General features: G+C 35.5%; 16 protein-coding genes and 1 pseudogene. 7 read left to right on the plus strand and 10 right to left on the minus strand.

Going from position 1 to position 18428, the window contains the following annotated elements:
- Positions 1 to 651 precede the first annotated feature (651 nt).
- Positions 652 to 1143 carry a hypothetical protein gene (locus H6F45_RS01510; protein WP_096566543.1) on the minus strand — a complete coding sequence of 164 codons (492 nt, stop codon included), beginning with the start codon at positions 1141 to 1143 and terminating at the stop codon, positions 652 to 654.
- A 417-nt stretch (positions 1144 to 1560) separates the two neighbouring features.
- Between H6F45_RS01510 and H6F45_RS01515 the strand changes: the two genes are divergently transcribed.
- Both H6F45_RS01515 and H6F45_RS26845 read left to right on the plus strand, forming a co-directional pair.
- A complete protein-coding gene (locus H6F45_RS01515) occupies positions 1561 to 3246 on the plus strand; it encodes an NAD-binding protein (protein ID WP_190346286.1) in 1686 nt (561 codons plus the stop codon).
- 109 nt (positions 3247 to 3355) lie between these two features.
- Positions 3356 to 3481, plus strand: a complete 126-nt coding sequence (locus H6F45_RS26845; RefSeq protein ID WP_277876947.1) for a hypothetical protein — start codon at positions 3356 to 3358, stop codon at positions 3479 to 3481.
- On the opposite strand, the gene H6F45_RS01520 is transcribed toward H6F45_RS26845, so the two are convergent.
- The 3 genes from H6F45_RS01520 to H6F45_RS01530 all read right to left on the minus strand — a co-directional run bounded on the left by H6F45_RS01520 (position 3471) and on the right by H6F45_RS01530 (position 6864).
- The gene (locus H6F45_RS01520; protein ID WP_096566547.1) at positions 3471 to 4220 is read right to left on the minus strand and encodes a phycobilisome rod-core linker polypeptide; all 750 of its coding nucleotides are present in this window, start codon (positions 4218 to 4220) and stop codon (positions 3471 to 3473) included. The genes H6F45_RS26845 and H6F45_RS01520 overlap by 11 nt on opposite strands.
- Before the next feature lie 758 nt (positions 4221 to 4978).
- Positions 4979 to 5722 carry a Uma2 family endonuclease gene (locus H6F45_RS01525; RefSeq protein WP_137668701.1) on the minus strand — a complete coding sequence of 248 codons (744 nt, stop codon included), beginning with the start codon at positions 5720 to 5722 and terminating at the stop codon, positions 4979 to 4981.
- Positions 5723 to 5895: 173 nt separating this feature from the next.
- Entirely contained in the window at positions 5896 to 6864 is a 969-nt protein-coding gene (locus H6F45_RS01530) for an ROK family protein (protein ID WP_096566549.1), read from the minus strand.
- Positions 6865 to 7363: 499 nt separating this feature from the next.
- On the opposite strand from H6F45_RS01530, the gene H6F45_RS01535 reads away from it, so the two are divergent.
- Positions 7364 to 7543 (plus strand): hypothetical protein, encoded by a 180-nt coding sequence (locus H6F45_RS01535; RefSeq protein WP_190346287.1) that lies wholly within the window; start codon positions 7364 to 7366, stop codon positions 7541 to 7543.
- A gap of 309 nt (positions 7544 to 7852) precedes the next feature.
- Positions 7853 to 8836 (plus strand): sucrase ferredoxin, encoded by a 984-nt coding sequence (locus H6F45_RS01540; protein ID WP_190346288.1) that lies wholly within the window; start codon positions 7853 to 7855, stop codon positions 8834 to 8836.
- A 116-nt stretch (positions 8837 to 8952) separates the two neighbouring features.
- Here H6F45_RS01540 and H6F45_RS01545 read toward each other — a convergent pair whose 3' ends face one another.
- Positions 8953 to 9435 carry a DUF29 domain-containing protein gene (locus H6F45_RS01545; protein WP_190346289.1) on the minus strand — a complete coding sequence of 161 codons (483 nt, stop codon included), beginning with the start codon at positions 9433 to 9435 and terminating at the stop codon, positions 8953 to 8955.
- Positions 9436 to 9589: 154 nt separating this feature from the next.
- Positions 9590 to 10456 carry a zinc metalloprotease HtpX gene (locus tag H6F45_RS01550; protein ID WP_190346290.1) on the minus strand — a complete coding sequence of 289 codons (867 nt, stop codon included), beginning with the start codon at positions 10454 to 10456 and terminating at the stop codon, positions 9590 to 9592.
- A 151-nt stretch (positions 10457 to 10607) separates the two neighbouring features.
- Here H6F45_RS01550 and crcB point away from each other — a divergent pair, with 151 nt between their 5' ends.
- Positions 10608 to 11006, plus strand: coding sequence for a fluoride efflux transporter CrcB (gene crcB, locus H6F45_RS01555; protein WP_190346356.1), 399 nt, complete (start codon positions 10608 to 10610; stop codon positions 11004 to 11006).
- Between the two features lie 75 nt (positions 11007 to 11081).
- Here crcB and H6F45_RS01560 read toward each other — a convergent pair whose 3' ends face one another.
- Entirely contained in the window at positions 11082 to 12689 is a 1608-nt protein-coding gene (locus H6F45_RS01560; RefSeq protein ID WP_137667728.1) for a peptide ligase PGM1-related protein, read from the minus strand.
- Positions 12690 to 13362: 673 nt separating this feature from the next.
- Between H6F45_RS01560 and H6F45_RS01565 the strand changes: the two are divergent.
- Both H6F45_RS01565 and H6F45_RS01570 read left to right on the plus strand, forming a co-directional pair.
- Positions 13363 to 13530, plus strand: a pseudogene (locus tag H6F45_RS01565) (NAD(P)-dependent oxidoreductase); the annotation flags it as partial.
- 177 nt (positions 13531 to 13707) lie between these two features.
- The gene (locus H6F45_RS01570; protein ID WP_096566562.1) at positions 13708 to 13965 is read left to right on the plus strand and encodes a hypothetical protein; all 258 of its coding nucleotides are present in this window, start codon (positions 13708 to 13710) and stop codon (positions 13963 to 13965) included.
- 157 nt (positions 13966 to 14122) lie between these two features.
- Here the strand turns inward: H6F45_RS01570 and H6F45_RS01575 are convergent, their stop codons facing one another.
- The 3 genes from H6F45_RS01575 to H6F45_RS01585 all read right to left on the minus strand — a co-directional run bounded on the left by H6F45_RS01575 (position 14123) and on the right by H6F45_RS01585 (position 18074).
- Positions 14123 to 15670 (minus strand): mercuric reductase, encoded by a 1548-nt coding sequence (locus H6F45_RS01575; protein WP_137667730.1) that lies wholly within the window; start codon positions 15668 to 15670, stop codon positions 14123 to 14125.
- Positions 15671 to 15811: 141 nt separating this feature from the next.
- Positions 15812 to 16537 (minus strand): TVP38/TMEM64 family protein, encoded by a 726-nt coding sequence (locus H6F45_RS01580; protein ID WP_137667731.1) that lies wholly within the window; start codon positions 16535 to 16537, stop codon positions 15812 to 15814.
- A gap of 337 nt (positions 16538 to 16874) precedes the next feature.
- Positions 16875 to 18074 (minus strand): hypothetical protein, encoded by a 1200-nt coding sequence (locus H6F45_RS01585; protein ID WP_190346291.1) that lies wholly within the window; start codon positions 18072 to 18074, stop codon positions 16875 to 16877.
- Positions 18075 to 18428: the final 354 nt, after the last annotated feature.

Genomic DNA, 18428 nt, shown 5'->3' on the forward strand with positions numbered 1-18428 from the left:
ACCCTAAAAAAGAGAGTGGGAGGAGGCATTACCAAGCGCCATTCTCTCCCACTCTACTATTTGCTGCTGAAGCGATTCGGGAATATACACATAACGCTAATCGTTAAATTAGGGGGGTAATTTATATAACGATAACGTTTCTACTCAGTGAGTATTCCTATTGCAGCAAACGATCATTTTATTTAATTGTCCAACAAACTTAACAAGAATCAGAAACTAATTTTTTTAATTTTTTAGCAACTGTCTTGCTTTCGTTTGTCTAATTTAATTTAACTTGCTTCTCTAGCTTGTGGTTGCCAATTTGGCATTTTTCTAGCTAGAAATTTAGAAATTTTTGCTCGTTCATTGCTAACACTTGATCAGAGAGACTTTGAACCATACACCTGATAAAAGTTATAGCTAAAAACTAAGATAATGTGAGTAAAGCACTAGGGGGTAATACCCATCATCCGCATTTATGTTTGGTTTCCGTCGTTTTTAAAACACTTAATTTGTGATTTGATAACTGATTTGTAAATCATTTTACCATGCAAGATTTATTGTTTTGTATGAGGGGTTTAACCCTTCATTTACAGAGAAACCCGACTGATTTGAGTATGTGAGTAGTCGGGAACTGCTGTATATGAGTGATGAGATGGAAGAATATTGTACCTAATCAGCGATCGCCCACCGCACATAAGGACGAGAGGCCGTAATAGTTTTGTAGGTAATTTCCTGAGCAGGAGCGTTAATTTTTCGCAAATCTACCCGAAAATAGGCTTTTTTATTTTTAAATTGTGCCGTGTAGAATTTATATTCTTGATTGCGAGTTTGTCCAACACAGGAAGCGTAGTTACTGCGTAAAGGTGCAACAAATTCTACAAATTGCTTATTATTAGAAGCAACTAATTTAACTGAATCTGCAAAAGCTTTAGTATCTGCAATTACTGTATGTTCTGCACCTCCTTCATAGGGTAGAGTTATCCACCATAAACCAACTGTTTGCGGACAAGTTCCGCTGGTGCGTTGTACATTGAGTTTAACATTAGGTTCAGCTATTGGACCGGGTGTGGTTTGCGCTGAAATTGGATAAGAAACTGTTGCTGCTGCTAATAAAGAAGCAACAATCACAGCAAGTTTTTTAGGTTGTAATATATTTTTCATCTGCTTTGTTACTGGCCTATAATTATCTAGACGGAGTATTTCAATCATTTGTGTCTGGAATGTTTAATGTTTAATGTTTAATTTCCTCGCTATCGTGTGTTCAGTTACAGTTCTATTTAGAGAAATCAGGCAAAAATAGAGATTCATACAGAGTATTACAGGTAAATGAAGTAAACAAGCCAGTGAAAAATATTTACATCAAAAAATTTTACTCCTGACTGCTGTAAGGGCGTTCGCGAAGCGTGCTGGAAGCATCAGCATTCGGGCGATAAATTATCAATTTTGCTCACAATTTTTTGGTAAGGGCGAAGCATTCGGGCGATAAATTATCAATTTTTATCACAGGTTATTTTCCGAATGCTTCGCCCCTACTTCGCCCCTACGACTCCTGAATTATTACAATTATGCTGCTGTTTCATGAAACCTCGAATTATTGTTTGTGGCTTAGGACGGACTGGATATAAAATCTTTCGTTTGTTGAGACAACAGGGTGCGTTAGTTGTTGGTATTCATCGCAGACCCATAGCTGGTGAAGCAACGGGAGATGTAATTATTGGTGAATTTTGTGCAGCTTCTACCCTGCAAGCAGCAGGAATTGACCAGGCACATACTTTAGTGATTGCTACTGCTGATGATGCAGTAAATTTGTCAGTGATGATGCAAGCGCGGGTATTAAATCCTAATATTCGCATTATCAACCGTTTTTATAATACTAATTTAGGTGAACGTTTAGATCACACTCTTATAGATCATTTAAGTATGAGTGTTGTGGGGTTGGCTGCACCAGTATTTACATTTGCAGCTTTAGGAAATAAAGCCATAGGACAAATCAAATTATTTGAGCAAACTTGGCCAATTCAAGAAGAATATATTGATGAAAATCATCCTTGGCGTGGTCAAAAAATAAGTGATTTGTGGGAAGATAAATCACGGATGCTGATTTATTATTTACCTGTTTTTGGGAAGATGAATTTAGTGTCAGCGGTGTTAGCAGAACAACATTTAAAAGTAGGCGATCGCCTCATTATTGGCACTCAACCCCGCATCAATCACACCCGCAAATCATGGGCAAGAAAACTGATTAAAATTTTCACCAGTATTCGCCATTTTCAAAAACACGCCCAATCAGTCTTAGCAATGGCTATAGCATTAGTAGTCATTATTTTGATCGCCACTTTTACCTATGTTTATGCTAAATTAAATATTTCCTTTGTTGATGCCTTATATTTTGCTGTGGGCATGATTACTGGTGCTGGTGGTAATGATAAAGTTGTAGAAGAAGCACCAAATAATATTAAATTATTTACCATTTTCATGATGTTGGCAGGAGCAATAGTTTTTGGTATTTGGTATGCTATGCTAACGGATTTTGTCTTAGGAACTCGTCTCAAACAATTTTGGGATGCTGCCAGAATTCCCCAACGTCATCATTATATTGTTTGTGGTTTAAGTGGCATAGGAATTAAAATTGTGCAACAACTTCATACCAGTGGACATGAAGTAGTAGTAATTGAAACAGATGCTAATAATAGATATGTCAACACTGCTAGGGGAATGGGTATTCCTGTCATTTTGGCAGATGCGAGTTTTCGCACAACTTTACAAACCAGTAATATAGATACCGCGTCCGCAGTTTTAGCTGTTACTAATAACGATGCTATTAATTTAGAAATTGCCCTCAAAGCCAAAAGTTTAATATCAAGAATTCCGGTAATTGTTCACTATGCTGATCCTGATTTTGCAGGGATGGCAAAACAGGTATTTGATTTTGAAGCTGTATTAAGTCCAGCAGAATTAGCTGCACCGGCTTTTGCTGCTGCTGCGTTGGGAGGGAGAATTATTGGTAATGGAATTATAGGTGATAATTTATGGGTGGCTTTTGCAACTTTGATTACTCCTAATCATCCTTTTTGTGGTCAATGGGTGAAAGATGTAGCTAGATATGCGGATTTTGTACCTTTATATGTAGAGACAAATCACCAAACTTTACACGGTTGGGATTTATTAGAAACTAATTTAAGTGCAGGTGATATTTTGTATTTAACAATTCCTGCAAATCGGTTATATCAATTATGGCGAGAAGAACAGGAAATAGCAGGTTAGACTGGGGACTGGTGACTGGGGACTGGTGACTGGGGACTGGTGACTGGTGACTGGTGACTGGTGACTGGTGACTGGTGACTGGTGACTGGTGACTGGGGACTGGTGACTGGTGACTGGGAAGATTTATAATCTAATTACCAATTACCAATTACCAATTACCAATTACCAATTACCAATTACCAATTACCAATTACCAATTACCAATTACCAATTGCATGGTAATATTACAAGCTAACTACACCATAATAGGAGAGAATTACATAAACTATGAATGCAAAAAAGACGAGATGTTCTATGAAAAAAAGAGGTGATGACATCAATAAAGAAACTGGATTGTAAGGAGGTTTGTGCTGCTTCCACCAATGTCCTACAGGTGCTTTAGCTTGGAAATATCCAAAGTTCTCTAGTTGTTGACGATGGTATTGATCATAACGAGGAAATTGGCTAAAAGGTAACTCTCCTCTACTATGTTGTGCAATAATTCTTCGACGTTGATAGGGAACAGTATTATCACCAAAATTGGTTTGATACTCCTCACTATTTAGCAGTGCATCAATGAATCCTTGTAAACCCTTAGTCCCAATCACAATAGACCAGGCCATTGTTTCTTGTTTACTGTAAACATTCCTGCCCAAAACTCGTTGTATACTCATTTCCACGAATCTATAATTGTTATTCGCGTTGTAGTTACGTAAGCGGAATGTTTCAGATAATAACAATCCCCGAATAAAATCCCTAACAGTAATACTTTTGTGTTTTAATTGGGATTCTAGGGCTAATTGACGGTTGCTAACTAGAATTTGTTGTTCGTTGAATATTTGACGATAAGCAGCCCAAATTAACTGATCAATTTCTGCTGTGTCTGGTGTTCCTTCTGTAGTGTAAATTCTTGGATATTCTTCTCCAGGAATTTCAAAACTTTTAACTCTTTGGTTTTGGCTGGATGGAGCGTATTTTAGTAGAGGAATAGTCATGGTGATCCTGTTGAAGTTGTAAAAATGAGGATTTCAGGATTTACGCAATAACTTTGATTTCTAACGTTAGTTGGTATATCTGCACTTACCAACTTCTGTTAAATCTAAAAGTTAAAATTCTGATTCAATTTTGAAAATCATTGTCTACTTTTACAACTAAATAATTATTAAGAAATCAACAATGTCAGAAAAACTTAAATAATGAGGAGCATGGTTGTTTTCCTAACCACAAAGTAGCATAATCTCTCATTAGATGATCTTCTGTATCTAAAGTAGCTGTAAGATTGAGAAAGATGTTAATTACGTAAAAATTCAGGAGTCGTAGGGGCGAAGCATTCGGAAAATAACCTGTGATAAAAATTGATAATTGTTCGTCCGAATGCTTCGCCCTTACAAGAAAATTGTGATAAAAATTGATAATTGTTCGTCCGAATGCTTCGCCCTTACAAGAAAATTGTGATAAAAATTGATAATTGTTCGCCCGAATGCTGATGCTTCCAGCACGCTTCGCGAACGCCCTTACAGGAGGCAGCAGGCAGAAAGTATAGGTTGAAATGTTTGATAAATCAGTAGATTATCAAATAGTGGGTTTGGGAGTACCCTGGAAAAAGCTGACTGCTAAAGGCTGATAGCTGAATGCTTACTTAATTACTGATTAAAAAATAAAAAATCCCCTACTTTTGGCAGCAGTTGAGGATTTAAGATTTTTGAATTTATGGTTAATTTATGTGAACAATGTGAACACATTTAAAACAAATTTAATCAGAAATGCCAGCATCTCGCAGACGTTTTTCTAATTCTTCAAGGCGTTTTAAGGCGGCTTCTTTAGCAAGTCGTTCTTGTTCTTTAGCAAGTCGTTCTTGTTGTACTAACTCAGAACCCCAAAGTAACAAATTACCATCTTGATCCCACCAGCGTAACCAGTAACCTTGACGGTTTTCACGCTTTCCTTGCCAAACACCTATAAATAGTTCCATTTCTGCTAACCAATAACGGTTATTATCATTAGGGGAACGTAATTTATAAGCTCCGATTTCCTGCAAATTATGTACTTCTAATTCCCCGGTGTCTGGTTGAAAAATGATGTAGTTAGGAACTTGTAAAACTTGTTCATAAAAAAACCATTTTCCTGGGGGATAGGTGCGTTTACTGGAATATTCACTTCCTTCTGTATCGGAAAGAAATTCCATTACCACTACAGGAATTTGCCCCTGTTTATGGGGGGTGTAGCTGCGTTGAATTTGCTCTCTAGGTACGGTAATTTGCGGTACGTAAGCCCAATCAGGGGCTTTGATGACAAATTTGCCATTTACGGTGGCACAGATGCCATAATTAGTGGTAGCTATAGCAGTTTCTGGCAGTTTACCCGCGAGTTCTAGGCTTTCGGTTAATGCTGCTGCTAGACTCGGTTGGTTGACATTATCCACAGGTTCATCGTCTAAAATGAAGTCTTCGGGTAAGAGTTCCCAGGTGATATTGGTGGTGGAAGCACTTACAACCATAGGAAACATAAATAAGGGATTAAATTTTAGTATAGCGTGTGATTTATCTGACTGAATTTTAGATTTGAAATTGTGAATTTTGGCGTAAATAATTCAAAATTTCAAATTTAAATAACAGGTAAATAATAGGCGATCGCATTGGATAATCTGAAAATAATTACTTCACAAAATAATTACCTCATTACATCCAAACCTAAAGCTACCGCCCCCCACAATGGCGCATCATCTCCCAAAACCGCCCGCACTACTTCAAAATTCACTTCTGGTAAGGCGGTTTCCTGGGCTATTTTGCGTACAGTTGCCCAAAAACTATCCCCAGCTTTTGTCACTCCACCACCTAATACAAATCTTTGCGGGTTCATTAAGTTGGCAACATTACCAATACCTACACCTAGCGCCCAAGCAGCTTTGTATAATATCGCTTTTGCTAGTTCATCTCCATTTGATGCGGCTACACTGACTATTTGCCCGGTGATTAAGTTTAAATCATTACCTACTAACTGCCTCAGTATGTCACCTTTTGTACCTCCCCCAGAATTAGGCGGTTGTTTTTCCAAGAGTTCTTTGGCATTTTGGGCAATATAAGGACCAGATGCAAAACGTTCTACACATCCGCGTTTTCCACATAAGCATACTGGACCTGTGGGATCTACTACTATATGGCCAATTTCTCCGGCCATTCCTCCCGCACCTTGCCAGAGTTTATTGTTGAGTATCCAACCTCCGCCTACTCCTGTACTAATGGTAATGTAAAATAAGCTGTCGTATCCTTGACCTGCACCAAACCGATGTTCACCAATTGCAGCTACGTTAGCATCATTATCTATGCTGACTGGGGCGTGATATTCTTCTTCTAGCAAGAGTTTGAGGGGAATGTTTTCCCAACCAGGTACATGATGGGAAAGTCTCACCATTCCTGTGTCTGCGTCTACTGGTCCACCAAAGCTAACACCAATGGCATCGGGTTTACGTTGATCTAATACGGAATCAATGAGCGATCGCATAATTTCTATATCACTTAAAGCATCCGCATTTGCAGGTGAGAGTCTATTTTCATGACGCAACCATTCTCTAGAACCTGCTTCTACTGTCGCTGCTGCTAGTTTAGTTCCACCAAAATCAAGAGCTAATATTAATGCCATAATTGATAATTGATAAGTGGTAATTGGTAATTGGTGATAGAAAAACAGTTTGACTCATTACCGATTAACTATGACTATTCCCCATTATCTCGTTAATAAAATTTTGCAGTCGTGTATAGTGTGACCCTTTCCAATAAATTTGGATTTTAGATTTTAGATTTTGGATTTTGTATAGAAATATCTATTTTTTTATGATTGGCTATAGTTCTAAATGTGAAGATCATTTTTTACATTTTGTTTAAAAATACAAGTTCTTAAATAAACAGCAATATTTTGTAATATAACCTCTTGGTTATTTATGTGATTGAAAAATCTAATGAAAAATTTAATGATTATTATATTAAATCATGATTCGCTGGATATAAGCTAGATATAATGAGAAAAATTAGCAAAAAATAAAGATTTGAGCAATTACTTGCTTTTTCATTTAAATTCTGTTACAGTTGATACATAAATTCAAAAATCAAGCATCATAAGACTTTCAGCATCTTTGTGTTTGATGAACAGCAAGTACAGCACCACGGGAGAAACAACAGATGAAAACTGCCATAACTTGCTAAAATTCTACCTTTGGGGTGATGACAGGCGCATTTTTACCATGCCCGTTGCCATAGGCTTGCTCGGTTATATTTTTTTGTTGTTAGTTGAGAATATTTATCATTATGAAGACACTAACTGATACAATCCGACTTCTTGAAAGTAAAATTTTATATATAAACATAGATATACATAACTCAGCTACTGATGAAAATAAAGCACATTAAGATTTAAGCGATTTAATCCCGATTAAATCAATAGATGCTGAGTTTTGTAAAGAAAGGATTTATTAACCGGAAAAACTGGAAAAAACCAGAAGCTTATAAAGTGGCAAGATGTCTTAAATTGCTAAATCTATGAACATCAAAAAACACTGAAAGTAGTAGCTAGAGACACAATTTTACTGTTTATTTATCTTTGTCCATACAACAAATTATTGGGAAAAAATGATATGAATAAGTTTTTTTGCTCAGACTACTCAAGACAAATAGGAGAAGAAATAATTGGTAGTGCAACCAACTACCAGACTTATATTTTAGTAGAATGTCCTACTCCTTGGATGTCAGAAGCATTTACTTCTAAATGGGTTCCTGATAATTTGCGGGTTTTAGTTGCAGAAGTGCAGCGTAGTAAATTACCAATTCGGTTTTTGTTAATTGCTAATGATGACTCTCATAGAGTAAAAGAAACTACATTATTAATTTATCAAAAACAAGAAGGTTTAAGTCATGGCTACCGCAAACAAGAATTTAAATTACCAAATATTGAACAAGTAGCAGGAGTTGTACGGAAATGGTTATCCGGTGGAAATCCTGATTTTCAAGTAGAAAATAGCGTTACCAGAGATATTTTAATTTGTACACATGGTAGCCATGATCAATGTTGTGCTAGATATGGCAACCCTTTTTATTTTCATGCTAAAAATACTATTTCTGAATTGCAATTTGATCATGTGAGAATTTGGAGATCCAGCCATTTTGGCGGACATCGTTTTGCACCCACAGCTATAGATTTACCAGAAGCAAGATATTATGGTGTACTAGATCAAGAATCTTTCAGATCAATTTTAACTCGGACTGGTGATATTCAAATTTTGCATAAAGTTTATCGGGGTTGGGGAATTTTGCCCTATGTATTACAGGTTTTAGAAAGAGAAATGATTTTTAGTCAAGGATGGAATTGGTTTAATAATAAAGTAGCAGGTAAAATTTTAGAGCAAAGCATGGATAATAATACAATGTTAGCAGAGCTAACTTATGAAAATCCTGCTGGTTATCTTTATACTTACCAGGCTAAACTGGTGAAAGATGCGGTGAAAACGCGAGTTTTAAAGAGTTCTTGTCATGCAACACAAGAATCATTGGTTGTGAAATATGCTGTAGATAATCTTGTGTTAGTTGAGAGGAAAGTGGCTAGTTATGCCAATAATTATTAATTGCAGAAAGTAGAAAGCAGGAATAAAAAAAGTTGATTTTTGTAGGGGTTTAGCAATGCTAAACCCCTATTTTTTGAATCAAAGGATTACGCATTTTACAACCAAGTTACAGACTTTTATATGTCACTTGCTATATCCCCATAAAAATCTTCATTTAATAACTGTTCTAACGTAAAAGGAAGATCAAGAGGATATTCTGATTCATCGGGTTTTCTCACTCCTAATTTAGCATTTTTGCTTTCTTTAATTGCCAGTTTGCGAGCATCGGCATAAGCTATAAAAATAACTTCATCCAGATAATTTTTAAAAGAAGGATTTTCTGCTAAAACTTTTGTAACTCGAAACCGATGTTCCGTAACAAAACTGTACCAACTTACTTTCATCATTTCAGGAGCATCAGCTTGAACAGTTAATTTGAGTAAGTGAGCAATTAAAATTGTTAAATTACTCAAAAATGACCGTTTTTCTGATTTACCCATATCTTCTAATTCTACAAGCAAATGTTCCCAATCAATATCATTAAAATTGTGTTTTTTAATTTGTTGAATGATGGTTTCTCGCCAAAGATTAAAATCTTGTTCATACAATTGATTGTTCATAATCATCTGGGGAAAGTGAACTCTTGTTTTAATTTAGTTGAAAAATATTGACTTGTAGTGTCGAAAAATCAAAATTGAATAAAATTCAACCAAAAATAGAATTAATAATTAAAATCTCACATCCCCGACTTCTTCAAGAAGTCGGGGATATAATCTAATAACTACCTGCCAACTCTCTTTCTATTTTCAGCAGTGCTTCTACACGGGCTTCTGTTGCTGGGTGACTAGAAAACAAATTACCTAAAAATTGCCCAGAAATAGGATGAATAATTAATAATGGTTCAAAGGCTGGATTAGCATTTAAAGGCATTTGTCTAGCGGTTGCTTCTAGTCTTTGTAAAGCCTTAGCTAAAGCGCGGGGATTACCTGTTAATTTAGCAGCACCAGCATCAGCAGAAAATTCTCTAGTGCGGGAAATTGCTAATTGAATAATTGTGGCTGCTATAGGTGCAAGCATGACTGTTAATAGCACTCCTAGAGGATTACCACCCCTATTATTATCTCTAGAACCACCACCAAACCAAAGGCTATAACTTAACATTTGGGCGAGGAAAGATATCGCACCGGCGACAGTAGCAGCAACGGCTTGAGTTAAAGTATCACGATTAATAATGTGGGTGAGTTCGTGGGCAATTACGCCTTCTAATTCTTCCTCTGGTAAGATGTTTAAAATACCTTCGGTAACAGCAACCGCAGCGTGTTCTGGATCTCTACCCGTAGCGAAAGCATTGGCAGTTTGACTAGGAACAATGTACACTCCTGGCATGGGAATATTAGCACGGTTTGATAGTCTTTCCACCATGCGATAAAGTCCCGGTGCTTGGGCTTCGCTGACAGGTTGGGCGTTATAAACTGCTAAGGCAATTTTATCAGATTGATACCAAGAAAATAGGTTGGTAACTGCTGCTAAACCGATGCCGATCATTAAACCGCTACTGCCACCAATTATCCAATAACTAATGGCAATTAATAAGCCACTAAGGGCGGCTAATAAAGCAGCAGTTTTGAATTGATTTCCCATAGTAGTTTTCTCCTGTTAATCTGCATGATTTTGTTTAATTTGTACTAGATAATAGCTTTGGTTTAGCTATATTCTGATTGTATCGAGTTCAACTATGGTGTACAGTGATGAAAACCTCTCCCACCAGTACGGGTTTCACGCTGTAAATGCTATGTTACAAGATCCTAATTTGCGTCAAGCGTTAGCTGTGAGTTTAGGGGCGATCGCTGGTGCTTTAAGTCGATATTATTTAACATTATGGTTTGCATCCAGATTTGGTACAAGTTTTCCCTATGGTACGTTTTTTATTAATGTTAGCGGTTGTTTAGGAATGGGATTTTTTACAACTTTGGCAGTAGAAAAGGTAGCGATAATTTCCCCAGAATTACGTTTAATGATAGCTACTGGTTTTTTAGGTGCTTACACAACTTTTTCTACTTATGGTTTAGAATCTCTGGTTTTAATGCGTGGTGGTAATTTATTAACTACTGCTGGTTATTGGTTTGGTAGTGCGATTTTGGGAGTTTTTAGTGTGCAGTTAGGTGTAATTATTGCCAGGTTTTTTAGGTAATTGATAAAAATTAATTCTGATTCCTGTAAGGGTTTAGCAGTGCTAAACCCCTATCGAATACTGGCTGTTTACAATTCAACAATAACCAGCAGTATCCCCAGCAATGGGAAAAGCATAATCGGAAAACAGGTTATAACTATTATGTTCGTCACTGGTTTCTTGATCTAGAACTTTGACAACTTTGTTATAAATTTCTTCTGCTTGTTGGGGAGAATCTCCAATACTTGTTAATCCCAATTTACCAAATTGAGACAGACAACCCATGAGATGAAATACTGTTCCTGTTTCAGTACCCGTATCAAAATGTAATCTATGATGGGCAATAATATCCATTAAATCATTAGGTAATAATCCCCGATATTGATCTTTTTGTAAGTTGTCTGTAGCGACGTAATATTTAGCTTTTCCTTGTTGACTATAAAATAAACCTGTGGACAAGTCATAGCGTCCGTTAGTTAATAATTTCAAAGTCATAAAAGGGTGAGTAGTTCCACCTTTGCGGAGGTTAATTTCTATTGCTTGAATATCCCATTTACCATTACCTTGATCAACTACGACAAAATCAACACCAAATCTTTCTAATGCTCCTTTTTCTGCTAGTTTTTTACCTACTTGTAAACCTAAAGTCTGTAATTGTACTCGATACTTTTCATCCGCAGGAAAACGACAACCAAGATAAATTTGTCCGTCTGGTCCGCCGAGAATTTGATCATGGGTGGAGAGTATTTCTACTTTTCCATCAGGTGTGATTCGTCCTTGAACACTAGGAGAAAATTTGATTTCACCTTCTACAAATGCTTCGACTATTGCGCCTAATTCTGGGATTCTTTGAGAAAAATTACCCCAAGTTTCTTGTGTAGCTTGAAAGCGCAAATTTGTAAAGTTATTACTGATTTTTTCTACTCTTTCACTGTGGGAACTTGTCCCTGGTGCAACATCTAGCAATGGACGCAAATCCAAAAGCGCGTTTCCTTCTCCAGAAATACCTTCATTTAGTTTCACAACCATCCGTTTTAATGTTGGTTGACTTTCCCATAAATTAGCTGCTGCTGTTGCTAAATCTTGATATTTCCAAACTAATTTACTACCATCTGGATGGGGTACATTGCTTTGATGAAAAATTTCTCTACTCCCGCTTTTTGTCCCCCAAATTTGTAAATCTGGTGCAGCAGCATACAAAGGAACATTCAATTTTAGTGATAATTCTGCTTCCCAAAATGTGGAATTGTAACAAGTCATAAAAGCTTTATCTAACCGCAAAGCTTGACGAATTCTTTCTATCAAACGCGGCCGTTCTAAGATTTTTTGACTGAGCGGTTTTAGGGAAGAATCATAAGTAGAAAGTAGTAATAAACGATGACGAGCATGGGAAAATGGTATTCCTGGTAGTAGTTGTAAATAGTAGTCAATAATGCTAGGGTGTAGTGGCATTGATGTTACATAAATTAACCTATTGCGGGGATTTCGCAACCGGATTAAAGAAAATAGCAATCTTTCTTCATAATGTTCGCACCCTGCTATTTTTTGCAGTTCCCGTTGATCGATACTTAAAGAAGGAACAATTAAAATATCCGCTTCACTGTTGTCAAATAATTCGCTAGTTTTCCAGCGATCGCGCAAAGTTAATTGTAAGTTACGAAACTTATCAATCTGCTCTAGCTCGGAAATATTCATTTTTACCATAACCCATACCCCACATTCGTACCAAAATATATCTCTCTTCAGTCTTTCTATCTCAGGTATATCCCAAGGAAGACATGAGATGATGCTTGTGTATGTATCTTTTTGTTAATTGAGTAAATAATTTGAAATGGTTATTTGAGTTATCTTCAGTTTAAATATTGTCACCAATGAGTTTTTAAATCTACTGATAAGGTATCAAATCTGTGAAATTACCCATATTCATCATCAGGCAAAATCCATAATTGACAATTAATGATAACTACATCTTAGGGTTGATAAAATTAACATTTTCTTTATTTCTTGGGAACGATAAACAACCAGGAGATAATAGTTAAATTAAGAGCAGATGTCAAGGATAAATCCTGCATCAACAGAGAGTTGTGTACTTGTTTTCAGTGGTTGGATTAAGAGCGTGTGAGATGTGAGGAGGAAGCTTAAAAATCCGCGCCCATTTGCCATAAATGAGCGCATTTTGCAAATATTAGTTTGCAAATATCCGGGGTATAAAAGTCTGAAATTGCCAAAGACTAGTGGGAGCGTAAGCAAAAAGTAAACCTTGGATCGATAATTTCCATCCAAGGTTTATTTTTAGTAATTGATAATTAACAATTGATAATTGACAATTTTTGCAGAAGTTTTAAATGTTTTTAAATGTTTAAATTAGGAGTAAATTATGCCGGCAGAAAAGACATTACAACCGACACAAACACAAGAAACACCTGGTTTAGAATCGGAAATGAAACCAAGACCCAAAGCGGAAGATGAAAAATATAGGGGTAGTGGAAAATTAAAAGATAAAATCGCTATTGGTCGTGCGGTAGCGATCGCATTTGCTAAAGAAGTGTTAATTTTCCGTTGTTAATTGTCCATTGTTGAATCACTCATTCCTAGATACCCGACTTCGTTGGAGAAGTTGGGTATTTATATTCTCTATATTCTACCATTAGAGGGATGATTTAAAATACAGAAATTGATAATCTATTTAGGTAAAATTGTATAATCAATAATAACTAAATCTATGGTATCGCCAACACAATTACATGGTACAGAATTAGTAGATTGTGCTAGAGCAAATGCTAAACAAGGCATTAAAATTGCTGCTTATCAATGTGGATATGCTGATGATATTAAAACATTTGCTGAAGAATTACGCATAGCTTGTGAACTGATGAATTTAAAAGTTAAAGAATTGAATGAACTGATTACTGACCAGGATATGATTTTAAGAATGGGTACTGGTGAAATTATTGCTCCTGAAACAGAATCAGAACTTTAAAAAAAGTTAGAAGTCGTAGGGGCGAAGCATTCGGAAAATAGCCTGGTCAGAAAATTGATAATTTGTTGCCCGAATGCTTCGCCCTTACAGGAGTCAGAAGTGAGAATAATTTTAATAACAGGAAAAAAATAGACGCTCCTGATTAAATTTCTACCTATCAAGAAAACTTAGTTAAAAATTTCAAAAGTCTTTTAGTTCTGGGTGTTAGTAGTGTACGACGATAAGCGTCTGCTGCTTTTTTAATTGCTTCCGCTTGAGTGGGGTAAGGATGAATTACATTGCTTAATTTACTTAAACCAATTTTATGAACAATAGCGGTAGTAAGTTCTGAAATCATTTCTCCTGCATGACTCGCAACAATGGTTGCACCGATAATTTCATCAGTTCCTTTTTTGTGGTAAATCTTTAAAAATCCCAATTCTTCACTATCAGTTATTGCTCGATCTACATGATTAAAATCAATTTTAATTGTCGCCACTTCTAAACCCATTTTTTCCGCTGCTTCTGCATACATTCCCAGATGGGCAATTTCTGGATCGGTATATGTCACCCAAGGTATTACTAATTTACTGAGTTGAGAACGTCCTAAACCAAAAGGCGAAAACAGCGTATTTTTAATAACTATTCTAGCAGCAGCATCCGCCGCATGAGTAAATTTCCAATTCATACATATATCACCTGCTGCATAAATATTAGGGTTGGTAGTTTGTAGATAATCATTTACCTTGACACCATGCTTTTTGTCATACTCTACACCCACCGCTTCTAAATTCAAACCTTCCACATTTGGCGCTCTTCCTGCACCTACTAAAATTTCATTAACAGTTACAGAATCTCGATTTCCATTAGCTGAAAAATACAGCCGTTTGCCTTCCGTTACTGTCACCACTTCTTCTAACTGACAATTTAAAACTAATCTAATTCCTTCATCACTAAAAACTTTTTGTAAAATTTCCGCTGCTTCCCGATCTTCTTTATTTAAAATATGCGAACCTTTATGAAATAACGTCACTTCACAACCCAAACGCCGAAAAGCTTGCGCCAATTCACAACCAATAGGACCGCCACCAATTACCGCTAATTTATCTGGTTTTTGAATGAGAGAAAATACATTTTCATTAGTTAAAAATCCTGCCTCTTCAATACCTCTAATTTCTGGTTTAACTGCTCTTGCTCCTGTGGCAATTACCGCTTTTTTAAACTTCAGAATTTGTCCATCAACTGCTATAGTATTATTACTAGCAAATTTACCACTTCCTAAAAAAACATCTACTCCTAAATTTTTGAATCTTGCTGCTGAATCATGATGACTAATACCTGCTCTAATTTTACGTAATCTAGCCATAACTGTGGCAAAATCAACATCATAATTTTGGGAAATATTCACACCTAAATTTTTAGCTTTGCCAATTTCACCAACTACACGGGAAGAACGAATTAAAGCTTTAGATGGTACACAACCAACATTTAAACAATCTCCACCCATGAGATGTTTTTCAATTAATGCTACTTTTAAACCCAAACCTAAACCCGCAGCACCCGCAGCAACAACCAAACCCGCAGTACCCGCACCAATTACTACTAAATCATAACATTCCGCAGGTTGGGGATTTACCCAATTTTCAGGATGTACATTAGCTACCAATCTTTGATTATATTCATCCATTGGTAAAACTGTGATTCTTTCAAATTCTAAATTAGACATTAATATTGCCTCTAAAAATGTAGTATAAATTATCTTGTGATTGTCGTTTTAATTTAATCCGGTGTTGTATTTACAATACATATAGCCTTCAGAAAATTTTGTCAGTTGTGTATTTAACATTTTTGAAAAAATTATCAATTGTCAATTATCAATTATTTCTAAAGCTTTCTTAGCTATTTTAGTAACATAAATTGTGACAGCAACAGTGGCAATAAAACCGACAATTCTAATAAGCCATGTGAGAGTAGAATTAGTAGGTTGATTTTCTGTTCCAATTAAAGCCAAATTACCAGCCAAAGAACCAATATAAACATACATAATTGTACCAGGAATCATCCCCACACAACCAAGAAAATAATCTTTAAGAGAAACAGCAGTAACTCCAAAAGCATAGTTTAATAAATTAAAAGGAAATATGGGAGAAAGTCGCGTTAACAACACTATTTTTAAACCTTCTCTCCCTACAGCGTTATCAATAGCAGCAAATTTTTTATTATTTGCAATTTTTTTAATCACCCAATTTCTCGCTAAATAACGTCCTATTAAAAATGCTGCTGTTGCACCTAAAGTAGCACCGATAAATACATAAACCGAACCCCAAAAAACATCAAATAAAACACCCGCACCTAAAGTTAAAATCGAACCTGGTAAAAAAGCAACAGTCGCCATAATATAGATAGCAATAAAAGCTATTGCTCCCACTGTACCAAGACTATCAATCCATTGTAAAGCATCTTTTAAAATAGCTTGGGGATTGAAAGCAGATATATTCACATTTTCCTGTGCAAAAACTACATCTGGTTGCAATATCAAAACAATAGTCAGTGCTAACAAATTTAATGCAACAGGTTTTAAAAATTGATACATAAAATTTCTTTCAGTTTATTTCAGTTTTTTGATTTATTAGCCAGTGGCTTTGAGTATATTAACTGTTATAATTATACAACAAATCTTAAAAATTAGCAAGAAAAACTACATATATTTTTTAGGGTTTTAGCACTGCCATAGCGATATCAATTGATAATGGACAATTAACAATTGTCAATTATTTTAGGACTTACGCAAGATATGACTAAAAACCTTATTCTTGCGTAGGGGTAATTCATGAATTACCCCTACTTTCGTTCCCTTTTGCGTAAGTCCTGTATTTAATTTTTTTTGTGTCTCTTTTTGACTACTTATAACTAAATGCTGGTAACTTTTTTCACTTCTTCACCAGAATATATGCAGTAGCATATTCAGGTAATTTGCGGATATACTGCCTAAATTCTGTTTGATTTTTAAAAATACCTGCCAGGTAATCTAATTGATGTAAATTGGGTAAAAATGCGCCGCCTGTATCTGCTATTACCCCCATTTGTAGGCGCTTACTTCCACCTTGATTATACTCCATCATAATAACTCTTCCCAAGCCAATGTTTAGCACATCTCCCGCAAAAGTTACACCAGGTTTAATGGAAATTTTCGCATCAATCTTATATCCATAACCTTTAATTGCATCAACTTGTCGAAAATACCAATAACGCTTTTGTGCTGTGGCTTTTAATCCTCTAACATAAGAAATTCCATTGTTTCTGTCTACATTAAAAAATGCCTTTGTTCCATCTGTAAAATTAATCAAAATTGTTCCCTGCATTAATGCTTCTTCCAAACCTTCACGGGTGAGATATGCCAAAGGTTCGACTTTACCATATTCTTTACCACCTGGTTCATAAATCCCAGATAAAACCTCTTGTTTTGTATATTTGGTGTAGAATTTATCACCAGCTAAATCGTCTTTTAAGCTATAAATTGGGATATTATATTTAGCTGTTTTGGTATGAGAACCAGTATGGGTAAAAACAGCATATTTTGTAATTCTCAGTTGTTTTTGTCCGGGTTTTTCGGGATTATAAGCTGACCATTTAATCACACGAAAATTAGCATTGATAAAATTAGGATCTTGTAACCGAGTCGGGCGATTCTTGCTAATATCCTCCTCTAAAACAGTAATCATAAAATCTAAGGTTTTGCTCATGTCTTCGACTGTTACACCTTGACTTAATAGTAATCCATTCCGAGAAATATTGGGATCGTTTTCCTTGTAATCTTGAAAATATTTTCTCGTATTAGTGAGAACAGTTAATAAATCATTTTGATTGAAATTCACCTTAGCTGTTGGTAATTTCACAGATTTTAAAATGTGTTTACCATTAACACTATATTTATATTTTTGCCATTCATCAATGACAGAATAAAATATAGATGTATCTTGTTTATTAGGTTGATTTTGTGTGGTTGTTTGTTGTGATATTAGTTGCTGAGTTTCTGATTGTGCATATATATTTTGATGCGTGAAAATAACTAGCAAGAAAGCAAAAATACCTGATAAAAGTTGGAATTTACGATTGAATAAGAGATTCATAAGCCTAATTCGGTAACTACACTTCTAAATTGATTTTTATCCTAGAGTTAATGCTGAATATTAACATTCAACTGTATGAATAATCACTTTTTTTTCAAAACCAAAGCAATTATTCACCTCAATTATTAGCAGAAAACTGGAGTTTATGCACTAAATCTTTTTATGTATTCATGAAAAATTGTTGGGAGCTTGACAAAATTACTAATCTACTTTCTTATTTGCCTGTCAATGAGTAAATTTAATGAGCAAATTTAACGTAAATAGCAACAAATGTTACTGTAAATAATCATGTTTTCCCGTTAAATCATCGGTAATATTAAAAGCATATTACAAAACTATAGGACTCCTATATGA

This window comes from Sphaerospermopsis sp. FACHB-1194 (assembly GCF_014696235.1).
Taxonomy (GTDB): domain Bacteria; phylum Cyanobacteriota; class Cyanobacteriia; order Cyanobacteriales; family Nostocaceae; genus Sphaerospermopsis; species Sphaerospermopsis kisseleviana.

Excerpts from the sequence above, each read along its gene's own strand:
- H6F45_RS01510 (WP_096566543.1), bottom strand. The coding sequence starts at position 1,143 with ATGAAAAATATATTACAACCTAAAAAACTTGCTGTGATTGTTGCTTCT.
- H6F45_RS01515 (WP_190346286.1), top strand. The coding sequence starts at position 1,561 with ATGAAACCTCGAATTATTGTTTGTGGCTTAGGACGGACTGGATATAAA.
- H6F45_RS01520 (WP_096566547.1), bottom strand. The coding sequence starts at position 4,220 with ATGACTATTCCTCTACTAAAATACGCTCCATCCAGCCAAAACCAAAGA.
- H6F45_RS01525 (WP_137668701.1), bottom strand. The coding sequence starts at position 5,722 with ATGGTTGTAAGTGCTTCCACCACCAATATCACCTGGGAACTCTTACCC.
- H6F45_RS01530 (WP_096566549.1), bottom strand. The coding sequence starts at position 6,864 with ATGGCATTAATATTAGCTCTTGATTTTGGTGGAACTAAACTAGCAGCA.
- H6F45_RS01535 (WP_190346287.1), top strand. The coding sequence starts at position 7,364 with ATGAACAGCAAGTACAGCACCACGGGAGAAACAACAGATGAAAACTGC.
- H6F45_RS01540 (WP_190346288.1), top strand. The coding sequence starts at position 7,853 with ATGAATAAGTTTTTTTGCTCAGACTACTCAAGACAAATAGGAGAAGAA.
- H6F45_RS01545 (WP_190346289.1), bottom strand. The coding sequence starts at position 9,435 with ATGAACAATCAATTGTATGAACAAGATTTTAATCTTTGGCGAGAAACC.
- H6F45_RS01550 (WP_190346290.1), bottom strand. The coding sequence starts at position 10,456 with ATGGGAAATCAATTCAAAACTGCTGCTTTATTAGCCGCCCTTAGTGGC.
- crcB (WP_190346356.1), top strand. The coding sequence starts at position 10,608 with ATGTTACAAGATCCTAATTTGCGTCAAGCGTTAGCTGTGAGTTTAGGG.
- H6F45_RS01560 (WP_137667728.1), bottom strand. The coding sequence starts at position 12,689 with ATGGTAAAAATGAATATTTCCGAGCTAGAGCAGATTGATAAGTTTCGT.
- H6F45_RS01570 (WP_096566562.1), top strand. The coding sequence starts at position 13,708 with ATGGTATCGCCAACACAATTACATGGTACAGAATTAGTAGATTGTGCT.
- H6F45_RS01575 (WP_137667730.1), bottom strand. The coding sequence starts at position 15,670 with ATGTCTAATTTAGAATTTGAAAGAATCACAGTTTTACCAATGGATGAA.
- H6F45_RS01580 (WP_137667731.1), bottom strand. The coding sequence starts at position 16,537 with ATGTATCAATTTTTAAAACCTGTTGCATTAAATTTGTTAGCACTGACT.
- H6F45_RS01585 (WP_190346291.1), bottom strand. The coding sequence starts at position 18,074 with ATGAATCTCTTATTCAATCGTAAATTCCAACTTTTATCAGGTATTTTT.